Source organism: Pseudomonas sp. WC2, from assembly GCF_050586545.1.
In the GTDB taxonomy this organism is placed as follows: domain Bacteria; phylum Pseudomonadota; class Gammaproteobacteria; order Pseudomonadales; family Pseudomonadaceae; genus Aquipseudomonas.
On record NZ_JBOBDR010000003.1, the window covers coordinates 248028 to 264560 of the forward strand.

At 60.0% G+C, this 16533-nt stretch carries 12 protein-coding genes; 5 read left to right on the forward strand and 7 right to left on the reverse strand.

Going from position 1 to position 16533, the window contains the following annotated elements; genetic code table 11:
- Window positions 1-464 precede the first annotated feature (464 nt).
- Window positions 465-1445 carry a family 16 glycoside hydrolase gene (locus ACQ4OE_RS05035; protein WP_430945941.1) on the forward strand — a complete coding sequence of 327 codons (981 nt, stop codon included), beginning with the start codon at window positions 465-467 and terminating at the stop codon, window positions 1443-1445.
- Between the two features lie 350 nt (window positions 1446-1795).
- Here the strand turns inward: ACQ4OE_RS05035 and ACQ4OE_RS05040 are convergent, their stop codons facing one another.
- Window positions 1796-2599, reverse strand: a complete 804-nt coding sequence (locus ACQ4OE_RS05040; protein ID WP_430945942.1) for a 2OG-Fe(II) oxygenase — start codon at window positions 2597-2599, stop codon at window positions 1796-1798.
- 264 nt (window positions 2600-2863) lie between these two features.
- On the opposite strand from ACQ4OE_RS05040, the gene ACQ4OE_RS05045 reads away from it, so the two are divergent.
- A complete protein-coding gene (locus tag ACQ4OE_RS05045) occupies window positions 2864-3835 on the forward strand; it encodes an AraC family transcriptional regulator (protein ID WP_430945943.1) in 972 nt (323 codons plus the stop codon).
- Between the two features lie 166 nt (window positions 3836-4001).
- Here the strand turns inward: ACQ4OE_RS05045 and ACQ4OE_RS05050 are convergent, their stop codons facing one another.
- On the reverse strand, window positions 4002-5921 hold the full coding sequence (locus ACQ4OE_RS05050) for a tyrosine-protein phosphatase (protein WP_430945944.1): 1920 nt from the start codon (window positions 5919-5921) through the stop codon (window positions 4002-4004).
- A 332-nt stretch (window positions 5922-6253) separates the two neighbouring features.
- Between ACQ4OE_RS05050 and ACQ4OE_RS05055 the strand changes: the two genes are divergently transcribed.
- A complete protein-coding gene (locus tag ACQ4OE_RS05055) occupies window positions 6254-7831 on the forward strand; it encodes an EAL domain-containing protein (protein WP_430945945.1) in 1578 nt (525 codons plus the stop codon).
- Window positions 7832-7855: 24 nt separating this feature from the next.
- On the opposite strand, the gene ACQ4OE_RS05060 is transcribed toward ACQ4OE_RS05055, so the two are convergent.
- Entirely contained in the window at window positions 7856-8092 is a 237-nt protein-coding gene (locus tag ACQ4OE_RS05060; RefSeq protein ID WP_122595616.1) for a hypothetical protein, read from the reverse strand.
- 171 nt (window positions 8093-8263) lie between these two features.
- Here ACQ4OE_RS05060 and tspO point away from each other — a divergent pair, with 171 nt between their 5' ends.
- Both tspO and ACQ4OE_RS05070 read left to right on the forward strand, forming a co-directional pair.
- On the forward strand, window positions 8264-8707 hold the full coding sequence (gene tspO, locus ACQ4OE_RS05065; RefSeq protein WP_430945946.1) for a tryptophan-rich sensory protein TspO: 444 nt from the start codon (window positions 8264-8266) through the stop codon (window positions 8705-8707).
- Complete coding sequence (locus ACQ4OE_RS05070) at window positions 8704-9693, forward strand: alpha/beta hydrolase (RefSeq protein WP_430945947.1); 990 nt, start codon at window positions 8704-8706, stop codon at window positions 9691-9693. Before tspO ends, ACQ4OE_RS05070 begins: the two co-directional genes overlap by 4 nt.
- Here ACQ4OE_RS05070 and ACQ4OE_RS05075 read toward each other — a convergent pair.
- The 4 genes from ACQ4OE_RS05075 to ACQ4OE_RS05090 all read right to left on the reverse strand — a co-directional run bounded on the left by ACQ4OE_RS05075 (window position 9674) and on the right by ACQ4OE_RS05090 (window position 16520).
- A complete protein-coding gene (locus ACQ4OE_RS05075) occupies window positions 9674-10372 on the reverse strand; it encodes a hypothetical protein (protein WP_430945948.1) in 699 nt (232 codons plus the stop codon). The genes ACQ4OE_RS05070 and ACQ4OE_RS05075 overlap by 20 nt on opposite strands.
- Window positions 10373-10478: 106 nt before the next feature.
- Window positions 10479-11579: a polyamine ABC transporter substrate-binding protein gene (locus tag ACQ4OE_RS05080; RefSeq protein WP_430945949.1), complete on the reverse strand. Its 1101-nt coding sequence runs from the start codon at window positions 11577-11579 to the stop codon at window positions 10479-10481.
- Window positions 11580-11650: 71 nt separating this feature from the next.
- On the reverse strand, window positions 11651-12466 hold the full coding sequence (locus ACQ4OE_RS05085) for a carbon-nitrogen hydrolase family protein (RefSeq protein ID WP_430945950.1): 816 nt from the start codon (window positions 12464-12466) through the stop codon (window positions 11651-11653).
- Between the two features lie 235 nt (window positions 12467-12701).
- Window positions 12702-16520, reverse strand: a complete 3819-nt coding sequence (locus tag ACQ4OE_RS05090; RefSeq protein ID WP_430945951.1) for an autotransporter outer membrane beta-barrel domain-containing protein — start codon at window positions 16518-16520, stop codon at window positions 12702-12704.
- Between the last annotated feature and the right edge of the window lie 13 nt (window positions 16521-16533).

The window sequence follows — 16533 nt, forward strand, 5'->3', positions numbered from 1 at the left end:
CCTTCATGGTTTTCTCTTAGAAACCACCACTGGTTCAGCCAATAGCCGCCATTCTTGAAGGGCGGCTTTGGGCCGGTAGCGATCCTTCGGGAATGGTAGTGATCGGCCCAAAGGGCCGATTGCTTCGCTACTGATGTACAACCATTGGCGCAACAGCTGGGTCCGTGGGCCTGCCAATTGAATGCGGGCATGGGCTTGAGCAAAAGCGTTGTACGAGAACTCCGAACAATTCGGAGGAGTCGACTGCCAGAAACAATATCCCAACCACTGCAACAATTGCCAAAATCGTCATCATCTCTTCTCCGCATTTTTCGGCCGAACCTTCCGTTTCGCGTAATGTAGCTGGAGGTACCCTAATAGTATTTTTCCTATTTCAACTTCCCAGGCTCGCGATATCTCTACGAAAACCTGAAACACTGATAAGATGTCTAGGCGATTATTCCATCTCATAAGGAGAAAACTACTTGATAACTAAACAAAACTGGGTAGTAACCTTTGGAAACGCAGATATTGGCGCATCCGAAATCACCCACATACCTGTTCGCCCGCTAATTCCTCCTGCATTCGTGACTAACTCACCAGAGCAGAAACTTATACCTCCGCATACCTTTCTTAGGTCGAATATCGAGTTTGAGCAAGGAACAGTTTCGTGGGAGGTTTACATAAGTGATGACTCTGGCAGCTGCGAAATTCTTCTCCCAGCAGAAATTTCTTCTCCCCAAGCTACTGGCACAGCAGCCAACCCAACAGAAAGCCAAACTTTTGAGCTAGATTTGGCGATAGGAGTTAATAATTTAGGAGCGCCTTACGGTATCGCAGCACTTAGGAATTATAATTGGGAACCCGTCATGGGTGTTGGCCAAGGGTCTAAGGTGCCAACGGAGAAGTGGATCTCATTGAGTGTTCGCGTAGTTGGATCAAGTATTGACATGTTTGTTGATGGCGTTCGAATTATCTCTATCAATCGCACAATGAGACGAGGGCAACTTGGCCTGTTCATGCAGGGCAATACTGAAGTTAAATTCAGAAACTTAAAAATTGAAGCAGAGCAACCACTCTGCTTTGTCGTCATGCAATTCACCCCAGACTTCAACATTTTATACAATGATGTTATTAAGCCGCTTTGTGAAGAGTTTGGTTACAGAGTGATACGCGGGGATGACTTTTATACTTCCGGCCAAATTCTTGAAGACATTACAAGCTCAATTAATTCTTCAGCACTCATAATTGCAGATGTAACACCCGACAACCCTAATGTGTTTTACGAGGTAGGTTATGCCCATGGTATTGGCAAGCCGACCATTTTGCTGAGCGACCGAACACGCACCAGACTACCGTTCGATATCTCAGGTTTTAGAACGCTTTTCTATGATAATACGATAGGTGGAAAGGCCATTGTTGAATCCAAGCTTCGCCTTCACTTAGAGGCGCTTCGCTCACGCTGAAAGCGCCAGGAAGTTGAGCGTCTGGCAGAGCGACTGTTGAATCAACGCAGGCCACGCGGTGTGCGAAACGCTGAGTTCTATGGGGGACGCTGTTCGCAACAAAGCAAACTCCCCCATCTCATCCATTCTACCCCGCCCTTTATGTTGACCCAGCGGGAACAGTAGGGAAGTGGGCATTTTCCGCCTAGACGTTTACCCGATTCTGGACAATTCCTTCTATTACCGTCCGCTTCGGGCCAAAAGCCGCCCTTCGAGCTTGGATGCATGGTGAACTAAAGCAGCAGACCTAACTCAATCAAGCCGATTTCATCCGACACTCAACAAAACAGCTGAATTTACGAGTGCAACCCTCACCCCTTCTTCCTAAAAACCTTGCTCACGTAATACCCCAAACTCCACCGATCCTTCGGCCTAGGCTTATAGTGCGTTTTATTCCTCTGCCCCGGCTCCCCCCCCACCCCACTCGCCGTGTAGTAATAAAGCGCAATCGACCGTCGAGTGATGTGTTCCGGCGTAGTCAACGGCTCCGGATGCCCATGGTTACTGTCCTTATCCGTATTAAAAATCACACACCGGTTATAAATCGGCAGCACCTTTTTCAGGCATTTCTTCATGCCCACATCCCAGAGCTCCAGGTTGCCGCCGTACGCCTCCTGCCAGTCCTCGGTCAGGTAGATGATCACGTTCAGCCGTCGCTCGACGTTAAGCTTTTTGTTTAGTCGAAAATCCGAGTGCACGCCGAGGAAGCCGCCGGTTTTGGTTTCGTGCAGGCCGCCGCCGGCGAAGTAAGGGTCGGGGATCAGGCCTTGGATGCCGGTGAGTTTTTCGAGGAATTCCAGCATCGGCGCGGAGTTGAAGGTGTTGAAGACGTTCTTCAGGTAGGGGCTGCAGGCGTTGGGGCTGATCTGGCGTTTGAGTTGGCCTTTGTAGCCGCGCTCGTAGATTTGTTCGTTGTTGGTCGGTTCGACCGGGAAGTGTTCGCGGATGCTGGCGATGACGTCGGCTTGCAGGAAGTTGTCGATGACGATGTGCGGGAATGGCGTGGCTTGGGTGTATTCGCGGGTCAGCGATTCGCCGAAAGCGCTGGCGGCGGTTTGGTCGAAGTCGAGTTCCGGGGTCAGGGTGATGGGGAGTGTTTGCGTGTTGGCTTGCATTGCCGCTCCGATGTTTTGGGCTTTCAGGGCTGGGCAAACAGGGGCTGGGGCTTGGCGCGGTGCCTGTGTTTGCTTGCTGAGTACAGTGGCGAGCAGGTTGCCATGTCGGCGATTGGCTGCCGAGTGTCCTTTGCTTAAACGTGGCGCGGCGGTGTTACGGCATGTTTCCGGCTGTCACAAACCGGTCATATTTCCTCTGCTAACCTCGTCGGCGCCCTACCCCTCACCCCTGTCCTAGAGCCCCCAACCGAAGGTGCCGCCAAGGTGTTTCCGTCTCCCGTTCGCCAGCAAATTATCCTGCGCTCCGACAATCTCCGTTCGGACGACTTCGGCGCACTTTTTTCGAAGTTGTTTGGTAATCGTTATGCCGACAATCCGCCGTTGCCGTCGAACATCCTGATTGGTGGGGTATATGGGCGGCATGAGGGGGTGAGTTTTCGGCGGATGCATTATCGCGGGGATTTCACGGTTGCCTTTCCCGATCCGCAGGATGAGATCACGTTTGTTATTCCTACGGCGGGCAAGATCGTTTTCAGCCATGTGACCGAGTCGGTTGGTGTCTGCCAGGTTGGGCTGGCGATTGATAAGGCGGACATTCGTTCGATGCGTTTTCTTGATGATCATGCGCATCACGGGATGTCGATCAGTCGACATCAGTTGACTGAGCGGTTGGCGGCGCTGTTGGGCAAACCGATTCTTGAGCGGATTGTGTTTGCGCCGAGTGTGAATCTGGATTCGGCGGCGTTTCAGGGGATCAAGGCGTTGATCGATCTGGCGACGGGCACGGAGTTTGATGCGTTGATCAACAGCGGGACGTTGATGCCGTCGCGGTTGCGCGAGATGTTGATTGATGCGGTGCTGGAGGCGTGGCCGCATAACTTTTCCGAGGCGTTGCGGCGGCCGACGGCGATGGTTGCGCCTCGGCATGTGAAGTTGGCGGTGGAGTTTATTCAGGCGCATCCGGAGCAGTTGGTGAGTGGTGTGGATCTGGCGCGGTTGAGCAATGTGAGTCAGCGGGCGTTGCAGGAGGGGTTTCGGCGGTTTGTCGGGACGTCGATTGTGGCGTATCAGCGGCAGGTGCGGCTGGAGCGGGCTTATGAAGTGTTGAAGTGCGGGGATGTTGGGTCGGTGACGGAGGTGGCGTTGCGGTTTGGGTTTAGTAATGTCGGGCGGTTTTGTCAGTATTTTCAGGGGGCTTTTGGGGTGAGTCCGGCGGAGTTGCGCGGGCGGGGTTGATCGGTTCTTAGGTTGGAATGCTGATTGTGGGAGCGAGCCTGCTCGCGAACGCGGTGGGTCAGTCAATGTTGATGTTGACTGGTCTGGCGCTTTCGCGAGCAGGCTCGCTCCCACAGTGGTTTTTGGGGTGTTTGTTGGAGTGGGGTCTTCCTTGACCCCACTTGTTTTAGAACGCGTAGCTAGCCTTGAGGCCGCAGTTGAAGCCGTGGCTGTCGCCGCCGCCATTGGCGCCCACTTCTGCGCCCAGGCTGAGGGCGCCGAGGTTGGCCATCAGGTTGACGCCGCCGCTGAATTGGTCGCGGTTGTCGAAGGCGGCGCGTTGTTCGATGTCGAGGCCTAGCAGGTGGCTTTGGCTGTCGACTTCGTTGTCGCCCAATGTGCGTTCGTAGCCCACTTGTACGCCCGGCACCAGTTGCCATGCGCCCATCGTCACGGGGGCGAAGGCGACGTTGAGGTTCGCGACGGCGCTGCGGCGGGTGGCGGTGTTGTCGTCGACGTCGAGGGAGAGTTCGCTGCCCTTCTCTGTGAAGCCGTTGAGGTCGAGGTGGCTGATGCGCAAACCGAGGCTTGGCTCGAAGGTCATGCCGTTGACCGGGGCGCGGTAGCCGAGGGCGACGGTGGCGCCGCTGAGGTTGCCGTGAGTGTCGCCTTTTGCGGTGCCGAGGCCGCCGCCGAGCTCGCGTTTGCTGTCGTAGTCGATGTAGCCGGCGCTGGCGTTGGCGTCGAGGAACAGGCCTTGTTCGAGGCTGGTGAAGCCGTAACGGGCGCCGACGTTGAGGAAGGTGAAGTCGGTATCGGCTTCGCCCCCTGCACCGCCGACCGAGCCTTTGCTGTAGCCGAATCCGCCGCGTGCGCTGAGTTGTTCGCTGAAGCGTTGGGTGATGCCGACCATCAGGCCTTGGCTGTGTTCGTTGCTGCTTTCGGCGTGGGCCGAGCCGTCGGTGCCGAGGTAGCCGGCGAGCGCAGTGGTCCAGAGGCGGTACTGGCCGACTTTGAGGTCGCTGCCGCTGGCGAATGGTGCGGCGGCTTGTTCGATCATCGCGTTTTGGCGCAGCAGGTAGCTGGCGGCGTCGGCGTGGACCTGACCGCCGACCTGGGATTCGACTCCGCCGAGGGTGCCGGCGTCGATGGCCGATTGCAGGTAGTAGTTGTAGGCGCTGTAGGTGCCGGAGAGTTCGGTGTTCTGCAATTGGCGGAGCAGTTCGGCGCCGGCGGCGGCGTTGCCGATCAGCCCGGCCTGACCCGGCAGGCTGTTGTATTCGACGAGTTTGCCGCGCAGGACGTAAATCGTTTCTTGCGACAGACCGAGGCCTTGTTTGAGGTAGTTGTCCATGCTGCCGTATTCGGCGGTGACCTCGTCGAGACCGGCCTGCAAGTAGCTGGCCTGCACGCCGAGCAGCGGCGCGTAGACCGAGGCCATGCTTGCCGGCATCGCCTTCAACGTGGCGGCGACGCGGGCGGCGGTGTAGTCGTTGGTGGCGAGGTAGTTGGCCATGATGGTCGCGTTGTCGACACCGGCGATGCTCTGCAACACGGCGGCGGTCCAGCCGGTGCGGTCCTTGCCGGCGGTGCAGTGGAACAGTTGTGCGCCGTCGGTCGTCGCCAGTTCGTTAAAGAGTTTGTTGAATTGACCGCGCATGCCGGCGTCGCTGACGAAGGCGCGGTTGGTCTGTTCCATCATGGCGATGGCGTCGGCGGCGCTTTTGAACGAGACGGTGGTGATGTTTGCGCCGGAGGTGGTGCTGCCGATGATGTCGATGTTCTGGTAAGTCGCGCCGCTGATCATTGTGTCCGGCGTGGCGGCGATTTCGCTGGGGGTGCGCAGGTCGTAGACGGCTTTGATGCTGAGGCCGTTGAGGATCGCCAGGTCTGCAGCGGTCGGGGTCACGGCGTTGGCGCGGTAAAACACCCCGGCGCGCATGGTGCCATCGTGGGCGGTGGAGTACGCGGTGGTGGTACCGGCGACATCACGGAAATTGTCCATACCCTTCAGGCGCGGGGTGTCGAGCAGAACCGGCTCGGCGGCATGGGCGGCGGCGATGGACAGGCTCAGTACGGACAGCGAACACAGCAGACGTTGGAACACGGTGCAGCCTCATTTCGGTTAGCGTTGGGCTGACTACTATCTGCACCGGATTTAGACCGAATATTACAAATTCGCGCCGCACGGAAATGCCTGCGCGAATGGGCCGTGGAGTGCGTGAATTGTCCATCTGTCGATGGCGGTGGGTCATTGAGCGGTGATGTGACTGAGCCACCGCTTTCGCGAGCAAGCTCGCTCCCAAAGGGGATTGGGGTCAGGCAGTGGAATAGTTGATCTGCAGCAATATTCGCCCACCCCAGCGGCGATATTCTGATGTGGCTGGAAACAGCCGTGCTGTGCGCACGTCACAGGCCTTGAGGCCAAGGTGGCGACAAATGAACAAAAAACGCATTGTCTGGAAGAGCATTCTTCTGGGCCTTCCGTGTGTCTTGCTTCCGGTTCTTTTGATGGGTTATGTCGCCTGGGTGCTGAATCTGGCGGCGGCGCAGCAGCGGTTGGAAACCCTCGCCGCTGTGGCGTCCAGCCGCGCCAACGGCACTTTCACTGAAGCGGCCGGGGCGCTGAAGAGCATCGCTGGCTCGACCCTCGCCCCGTGCACGCCCGAGAGCATCGACGAAATGCGGCTGCTGACCATCAACACCCTGTCGGTGAAGTCGATCGGTTACGTGGAAGAAGAGATTTACGCCTGCGGTTCGTGGGGCGCGGTCGGCCAGCATGCGACGCCGTGGCAGGAGGATTTCATCACCGCAGACGGCGTGCGCGTGTCCCTCGGCGTGCAGTCGCGGATCGTTGCGGCGAAGCCGATGATGGCCCTGCAATACGCGGCATTTAATGTGCTGGTCGATCCGCAGCAGTTCCTGCACGTGACTCTCGACGAGGATCTGCATCTGGCGGTCGGCACCGCGGCCGGGCAACTGGTCAGCGCCTCGCGCCCGGGTGCGGAACACTTCCTCGCGCGGGTGCATTCCGGCCCGCATTCGGGGCTCGACGACGGTTATCTCTACACCCTCGTGCACAGCGGCGATTGGGTGGCGATTGCCGCGCTGTCGCGCCATGAACTGATGCAAGGGCTGATCCGCCGGGAGCTATTGATGCTGCCCATCGGCGGCTTGCTCGCCGGCCTGCTGGTGCTGCTGATCGTGCGCCGCACGCGCCAACGCCTGTCGCCGCTGGCCGAATTGCAATTGGCGGTGCGCAACCGTGAGTTCGTCGTTCACTACCAACCGATCATGCGTCTGAGCGACGGCGCCTGCGTCGGCGCCGAAGCACTGGTGCGCTGGCAACACCCGGACGGCACGCGGGTCTGCCCGGACGCGTTCATTCCGCTGGCCGAGCACAGTGGTTTGATTCTGCCGATCACCGATCAAGTGATCGACAACGTGATGCACGACCTCGGCCCGTTGCTGGTCAAGGAGCGCAGCCTGCACGTGGCGATCAATCTGGCGGCGAAGGACGTCAGCAGCGGCCGCTTCCTGCCGAAACTCGAGGAGGCGTTGCGCCGGGCCGACGTGCAACAACAGCAAATCTGGCTGGAGGCGACCGAGCGCGGTTTCGTCGAGATCGACGCGGCGCGCACGACGGTCAATCACGCCCGCGAGCTGGGTTATCTGGCCGCCATCGACGATTTCGGCACTGGATTTTCCAGCCTGCAGCATTTGCAGCAACTGCCGCTGGACGTGCTGAAAATCGACAAGTCGTTCGTCGACAACATCGAACAGGACGCCGCGACTGGCACCGTCACCGGCCACATCATCGAAATGGCCAAGAGTCTGCGCCTGCAGATCGTCGCCGAAGGCATCGAGACCGAAGCCCAGCGCGATTACTTGCGTGATCACGGCGTGCATTTCGGTCAGGGCTGGTTGTTCGGCAAGGCGATGCCAGCGGAGGAGTTTCTAGGGTTCTACGCAGAGCGCGCGAACGTCGCTGCTGAACGCGAAGCCATGGAAGCTTAAGCGTGCAGCAGCGCATGGCCTGGCTTAATTGGTGCGTCTGCCCACCCGAATATCCGTCAGCCCTACCCGTTCGGCCTGTTCAATAATCTGCTCCGGAGTGGAATCGGCGGTGGGCATGACCAGGCTGTTTTCGGCGTCACCCAGGTGCAATTCCAGTACATGCATGGCGGCTTCGTGGGCCGCCAGTTGCGGCTCTTTGAGTTCGAGCAGGAATGTGCGTGGCTCGCCGTTGAATTTGTATTCGATGTCGTAGGTGTACATGGTGTTATCCGCGTCAGTGAATAGGGACTGAACATCCTGACGCTCCGGTCAGAATTTTAGTTCCCGCTGGATGCTGACACTCGTCGATTTCACTTTCCCTGCAAACTTTTCGCGCGTCGGGGCGTCCTTTCTTATAACCCACAACCGGCTGAACACAGCCAAGGACCGGCAATGACCTTCTTCATTTTTCTTCTGGCCTGCGCCGCAGCGGCAACCACGGGCGTCATGTTCAAACCGGGGCCGTGGTACGAAGGGCTGAACAAACCGCGCTTTACCCCGCCGAACTGGGCGTTTCCGGTGGCGTGGACGCTGATTTATCTGTTGCTGGCCTGGGCCGGTTATCGCTTGAGCCTGATCCCGGGCAGTCAAACCGTGCTGGCGATGTGGGCGGCGCAGATTGCCTTGAACACGCTGTGGACGCCGGTGTTCTTCGGCGCGCATCAGGTGTTGGCGGCGATGGTGATTCTGGTATTGCTGTGGCTGGTGGTCGCGGCGATGGTGGTGCTGGCGTTGCAACTGGACCTGATCACCGGTTTGATCCTGTTCCCTTATCTGGCGTGGCTGTGCGTCGCGGCGGCGTTGAATTTCTCCATCTTGCTGAAGAACCGCACATGACCGACGCCAATTGGGGCAAGGCAGCGCCGTGGCCGCAGGGCGAGCGTGAGTTAGCGCAGGTGCGCGCCTTCAACAAGAAACTCGCTTGGCTGCCGCGTTTCAAGATCCGTAATCGCGTTACGCCGCGTTTGATTCAGGCGCTGCTGCGAGTCGGGCAGATCGGCGGTGACGGCAAGTTGCGCCAGCACGGATTGAAAGCTGAAAGCAAAACAATGGGCGCGGTACCGGTGCGCATCATCCGTCCGCAAGGCCCGTCGAAAGGCGTGGTGCTGGATTTTCACGGTGGCGGCTGGGTGATCGGCAATGCGCAGATGGACGACAACTTCAACGTTGCCATCGTCAAAACCTGCCACGTCACTGTGGTCTCGGTCGATTACAGCTTGGCAGTGTCGACGCCGATCGAAGGCCTGCTGGAAGACTGTTTGAACGCGACTCGCGCGGTATTGAGCGATGCCGAGTTTCAAGGTCTGCCCGTGGTGGTGGTCGGTGAATCAGCGGGCGGTCACCTCGCCGCTGCGACTTTGCTGGCGCTGAAACAGTGGCCGGACATGCTGCAACGCATCCACGGTGCGCTGTTGTATTACGGCGTCTACGACCTCACCGGCACGCCCAGCGTACGCAATGCGCCGCCGGACACGCTGGTGCTCGACGGCCCCGGCATGGTCGAAGCGCTGCGCCTGCTCACGCCGGGGCTGACCGATGAACAACGCCGCGAGCCCACTTTGTCGCCGCTCTACGGTGACTTCAGCAGTTTGCCACCGGCGCTGATGTTTGCCGGTGAACTCGATCCGCTGCGCGACGACACCCGCTTGCTCGCCGAACGCTGGCAAGCCTCGGCGCCAGTCGAGGTGTACACGCTGCCCTCCTCGCCCCACGGCTTCATCCACTTCCCCACGGCCATGGCGCAGAGCGTGCTCGCCTACAGCCGTGAGTGGATCAGCGCGCGCATCGAGGCGCCGGCGGCGGTTACTCGTTCATATCCTTGATCAGGTACTGGTTGGCGATTTGCGAAACACCGGTCAATGCGGTGCGCAGCAATTCAGGTTCGGTGCGGTAGCGCAGCGGCTCGTAACCGTAGGTGTTGGCGCCGTTGAACGGGGTGATTGCCTCGCTGCGCTGCCAGATCAATTCACCGCCGCGCTTTAGTGCAGCGGTGACGTTGATGGTCGGGTAGACCACGCTGCTGAAGCCCTGGGTCAGCGAGAAACCCCAATTGTTTACGGCCAGGTCAATCTGCGCATCGGCGGGTTCGTTATCACCGACAATCTTGAAACGCCCAGACGCGACCAGTTGTTCCTCGAAGCTCTTTTTCACCACTTCGGCCAAATTGATGTTGGCGGTTTCCATGTTGTACACGATGGCATCGGTGGTCGACATCGACGCCAGATCGCCAGCCTTCAAACCCGCGGCAAAACCGACGCCGCCCAACGCTGCCGTTGCCGCTTTCGATGCGCCGGAAGCCAGACCGATGCCGGTGCCGACGCCAGCACCGACGGCGGCGCCCCATGCCTGCTCGCGGCCCATGTAGGTGATCGCCTTCGGATCCCAGGTCGCCGGCATGACTTTCACCGTGTGGATCTGGGTGCGGTATTCGGGTTTGAATTTCTGATTGGTGCAGCCGGCCATGACCAGCACGGCGAACATCAGGACAGCAATCTTCTTCATGAAGCACTCACGACAGCAAATGGATTTGCCTCTGTATCGTCAGCCCAAAGCAATCCTAAAGTGCCATCATTTGCTGCTTGCCCGAAGGCAAGCAGCACAGCGTGGTTCAAGTGCCGCTTTTGACCTTGCTCCAGACCCGCGTGCGCACCCGTTCGATCTTCAGCGGCAACGGCTGCGACGGGAACAACGTGGCCAGGGTCGAGGCCGGCGGATAGACGTCCGGGTTAGTCCTGAGCTTGTCATCGACAAACGCCAGCGCGCTCTTGTTGCCGTTCGGATAGCCGAGGTAGTTGGAGCTTTTCGCGATCACCTCGGGACGCATCATGTAGTTGATGAATTGCATGCCTTGCTCGGGGTGCGGCGCGTCCTTGAGCAGCACCAGCGTCTCCATCCACACCGACGAACCTTCACGCGGGATACGATACGCCAGATTGCGGCCATTCTTGGCGCGTTCGGCGTTGGTCTTCGCATCGAACACCCCGCCGGACCACGCCACCACCGCGCAAATATTGCCGTTGGCCAGATCGGTGATGAACCGCGACGAATCGAAATAGGTGATGTACGGACGGATTTTCAGCATCAACGCCTCGGCTTTGGCGTAGTCGTCCGGGTTGGTGCTGTCGGGCGGCAAACCGAGATAGTGCAAGGCGATCGGGATGATCTCGCCGGGCGAATCGAGCATCGCCACGCCGCACTGGCTGAGTTTCTTGATGTTCTCTTCCTTGAAGATCAGATCCCATGAATCCGTTGGCGCCTCGTCGCCGAAAATCTTCTTGATCTGATCGACGTCGTAGCCAATCCCCGTGGTGCCCCACAGGTACGGAATCGAATAGCGATTGCCGGGATCGTTCTGCGCCACTTTGGCGAGAATGTCGGGGTCGAGATGGCTGCGATTGCTCAACTGACTGTTGTCGAGTTCCTTCAGCACGCCGGCCTTGATCAGGTTGGGCAGCGCGCTGTTGGTCACCACGACCACGTCGTAGCCACTGCGCCCGACCATCAACTTGCTTTGCATGACTTCGGCGCTGTCGAAGGTGTCGAGGACCATCGGTGTGCCGGTTTCCTTTTCGAAGTCTTTCGGTGCTTCGGGGGCGATGAAGTCGTACCAGTTGTAGAAATTCACCGTGGCGGGTTGAGCCCAACTGACGGCTGCGGCCAACCCGCAGACAGTGAACACGCCGAGGTGCAGCAAACGCTTGAGGGTCATGGGGAGCTCCTGGCGGATCGGCCTCGATGGGCCGTGCGCCGCGATATTGTTGTTGTGGGAAACCGCAAGGCTCAGGGGATCAGCAGCGTTCGGCGATCGTCCGGGTGTTCCGTGATTTGCGCGGCGAGATGCAAGCGTTTTTCGGCGCGGTAGTCATACAGCGCGCGGGCCGGGGCGATCTGCGAGAGGTCGAGTTCGACCACATGCCGACACGCCTGCGCACCGGCCTCGAACAGGCGCTGGCCGAACGGATCGACGACAGTGCTGCCGCCGGCGAACACTTCGCCCACGCCCTCGCCGACTCGATTGACTATCACCGCGAACAGCTGATTTTCTTGAGCTCGGGCGGCGACGGCGGTGTGATGCACGTGGCCGTAAGGCTGCATGTTGCCGTCGGTGATCAGGATCAGTTCCGCGCCGAGCGCGGCCAGTGCGCAGGCGCTTTCCGGGAACTCGATGTCGTAGCAGATCAACAGGCCGATGCGCACGCCGCGCCATTGCACCGTGGTGAAACGGTCACCGGGCAGCACCAGACCGGGTTCGCCGACCCACAGGTGGGTCTTGCGATAGCGCAGGGTTACGCCGCTTTCCGGGGTGATGAACAACGTGGTGTTGTAAAAGCGCTCGCCCGCGCGCTCGATCAGGCCGACCACCACCGCGACGTTGTACTCGCGGGCGGCGGCGCAGATGGCTGCGACACAATCGCCGTCGACGGTTTCGGCGCATTCAGCAAGGTTGTCGTGGTCGAGAAAACCGGTGAGATACGCTTCGGGAAACACCACAATATCGCTGCCCGGCGCACGCTCGCCGATGGCGCGCAGAATACGCTCCAGGTTGTCAGCGGTGTCGCCATCGCGACCCGCCAGCTGTACGAGTTCCAGTTTCATTGTCAGACCTTTTCGGAAAAAGAGCCTCCTGGCCAGGAAGCAGACGGCTTTGTCAAAGGCCTGACAAGTATGCGGATCGTGGCAAAACTTCCTATTACGCTGAGTGAGTACCCCCAAAGGGGTAGACGCGGGTCTGCCAGCGATTGGGCCAGTACAGCCAACATCTCCATCGACTGACCCAACACCATCGCTGGCAACCCTGCCCCCATAGGGTTTCTCGGTTCACGCGCAGATCCTAAAAATTGATCTTGAACCCCAGCATCGCGTCGTACCCGTGGCTGTCGCCATCGAACCCTTGGCGATAACCCGCCGAAGCGGTAAACGTGGTGCGCCGGTTGGCCTGGTAATCCACGCCCACATTGACCTCGCCCCAGGTGCCTTGAATATCGGCGCCAAACGGCACGTAACCCGATTCCGAGGAAAACTCGGTCTTCGGCTGCCCCTTGAATTCATGCCACACACTTGGCCGAACCCACGCGTTGGTGCGCCGTGCGCTCTTATCCACGCCTTCGGTGTCCCAGTCTTTGGCGATGCGAACACCGAGCCGGCCAATCAGCGAATCGACATCGCGGAAGCGGACTTTCGCGCCGACATCATCACTGCTGTCCAGATCGACATAGCTGTAAATCGCCTGCAACTGCGGCTCGACGTACCAGTTTTTGTCGAACTCGTACGGGTAGCCGTTTTCCAGCGATGCGGTGTAACCCCAGCCGCGGGTTTTGAGTTTTTCCAGGTCGTTGGGTTTGGCTTCGATGTCGAAGCGATTGACCTGCAACACGCCATCCAGATACCAGCCGGACGGGCCAAAATGCGTCCAGTACGCGCCCAACCCGTAAGCGCGCAACGTATCGTCGCCGGCGGCGCGGCGGGTGTAGTGGCTGACGCCAGCATCGATGGTCCCCGCTGACAGCGACACCCCGGCCTGCTCATGGCTGCCATCGGCGCGGACCTTGCGATACAGATCAGTGCCCACCTGAAACGCCGTCAGGTCGTAGTTATATTCCGGCGTATTGCCCAGAATGTTTTTGCCATCGCCGTCCTGTTTGCCGCTGCGGTAGATCACTCGACCCCAGCCCATCGTCGGCGCCAATGTCGATTCATCTTGCTTGGGCAACGGCTCCCCGGCGTTCAAACGCTCCTCACCGACCCGCTCGTGCAAGGTGTCAACCATGGTTCGGCTGTAGACCAACGCCAATGCCGGCAACGCGCCGTACAGTGAAACTTCCGGGCGAAAGTTCGGCACGCGCGCAGGGGTTGGATCGGGGGCCGGCGGATCATCGGGGATCGGCGCGTCCGAGCGCAGATACCAGGTGTCGTTGCCGGTGCCGTCCTCGGCGCCTTGTTGCAGGCGATATTCATAAGGCCCGGCGACCACCCGGCGAGCGAGGCGGAAGGCATTCGGATCGCTGGCGCCGTCGGTTTTGTTCAGCAGTTCGACCACCGCGATGCCGTTGCCCTGAGTCAGCTCACCCAAGCCGCCGACGTTCGTCACCGCCAACCCGGTGGCGCCGCCGCTGGCAGTGCGGGTCGAGTCCACCACCAACATATCGGAGCGGCTGTTCGTGCCGCCCTCATTTAAAGTGCTGTTGAGCACCAGCCGCCCGCCATTGGACACGAACACCCCGCCGCCATCACTGCCGGCGCTGTTTGCGCCGCTGATCAACAGCACATTGCCGACACTGCTGCCGCCGCCCGACACGTCGAGTGTGCCGCTGTTAGTGAAGCTGTTGACGCCGAGCAATTGCCCCTGCACCGCGCCTCCCAATGTCGGAGTGTTGGCGGTTTGGCCCAAAGGCAAATACGCCCCCGTGGTACTGAAATTGCCGATGCCGGACGCTGGCTGCGCAGCCAGACGAATCGTGCCGCTGTTGTCGATGCGGTTGTCGCCCGCCACACCGAGATTGCTGGTCGCCACGCCCCAGCTGTCACGCGTGCCGCTGCCGCTGGTGGCGGCGAAGTTGCGCAGCGTCCAGGTGCCGCTGTTCAGCACGGTGCTGGAGGCGCTGACGGCGTTGACCGAACCGGTGATCTGCCCGGTGTTGTTGAGGTTGAACGTGGTCCCGGGTGTAGTCGCGTCGGCACGCACCGCCGAATCGCTGAGTGCGCTGATCGCCCCTGAGTTGTTCAAGGTCTGGCTCGCGCCGCCCAAGGCAACCCCGCTGCTGTCGGCGCGCCCGCCCTGAATTGTCGCGGTGTTGCTGACGTTGACGCTGCCGCCCTCGGTCAGCGCGTCAATCGCCGACGAGCCCGTGCCCCGCGCCGTGATCGCCCCGCTGTTGTTCACCAGAACGCTGGCCGCGCCCGACGCCTGGGCGAGAATCCCCTGACTGTCGCTGGCGCCGAACGCCTGAATCGCGCCGCTGTTGACCACGCTTTGAGTGCCGCTGACCGTCAGCGTGCGAATGCCGCGCTGCTGGTCACCGCGCGCGATCAATTCGCCGCTGTTATTGACACTCAACGTGCCGACGCCACTGCCACCGTTGAAGGCATTACCCGCCAGAATCGCCGCGCCCTGACCGTTGACGTCGATCAGCGGCCCGGTGAACGCAACGCTGACATTGCCGCCCAACGTCAGCGCCTGAATACCGAACGAACCAATCCCGGTGCCATCGCCAGAACCGGCGTTGGAGTGGGTGATGATCGTGCCGCCAGCGTTCACGTCCACCGTGCCGGTCGGTGACTGGGTCGAGGCATAAATACCGTTGGCGTTGCTGTTGAGGGTTTCGATGCGATCACCGCTGTAAACAACCCGCACGTTGCCCGCCGTCGAATCCACCCGAATACCGCCAGCGCCAAAACCGCTGGCAAAAATGTTGCCGGAATAATCGATGAGGACGTTGTTGTTTTCGGCGCTGACGATGATGCCGTAGCCGCGTGTGGTGTTGGGGTTGCCGAACACCGTGAGATTGCCGCTGCCGGTGATGGTGGCATCGCCGGGGCCGCGTTTGATGATGTAGATCGCCCGCGAACCGGCGCTATTGGCAGCGTCACCGACAGTGATCGCAGCATTGTTTTCAATGCTGATCGAACCCGTGGCGCCGACGTTATCGTTGGCGTAGATGCCGTGCGCGGCGCCGCCGGTGGTGGTGATCGCGCCGCTGTTGACGATGTCGATGCTGCCGACGCTGGAGAACGCGCGGATCCCGAAACCGTTGAGGCCGCTGGTGCTGAGCGTGCCGCTGTTGGTCAGACTGGTATTGCCCGCCCCGCCCTCGGTAAACACGCCGAACGCATTCATGCCGATGGCTTGGACATTGGCGGCGGTGACCACGGTGGTGTTGCCATTGACCGCGCGTGTATGGACACCGGCATGGTTGCCAATGCCCGCAGTCGGCAGCGTGTCGTCGATAATCGGCAGGCCGGCGGACAACGCATCATCGTTGTTGACCAGAATGCTCACCCCGGCGCCGACGTTGACGTTGGTCTCGCCACTGCCGGTGGCTTTGGTCCAGATGCCGTTGCCGCCGAGCAAGGTGATCTGCCCGCTGCCCTGATGGCTCAGATTGATCGCCCCGCCACCATTAGCGCTGACGTCGATGCCATCGTGTTCGTTGCCGACCACGGTGTTGAGGATGTTCAGCGTGGTGCCCGAGGTCACCGAAAACGTCGACAACCCAGTGCTGGCATTGGTGATCGCCAAGGCGTCCAGTCCACTGCCGCCAATGTTGACCGTGTTGGTGCCGCCGTCGACGGTCAGCGTCGCATTGCCGGTGGTGCCGATGACGTTGGCGAACACTGCGTTGGCCGCTGTCGGTGGCGTGCTGTCGACCGTCGTGCCGCTGAGGCTCAGCGTGGTGTTGGCGTTGTTGCCACGGCTGTTCAGCGAAGAGCCTGCGGTGGTGGTGATGGTGGTGCCCGCTTGAGTGCTGATCGAGGCATCGACACCGGCAGTGGGCAAACAGGTTTGCGAGACGTTATAAGCACCCGCCGCGAGCGGCCCGCAGGCTGCTTGGGCTTCACTCAACAGCAGCGCATTGGCCACGGCCAACAGCAACGCGTTACGCCTGAAATGGGGCGCGAATCCCGGAAAGGATTGGTGGCTTGCGCCTGTCATCGGAACCTCCTTG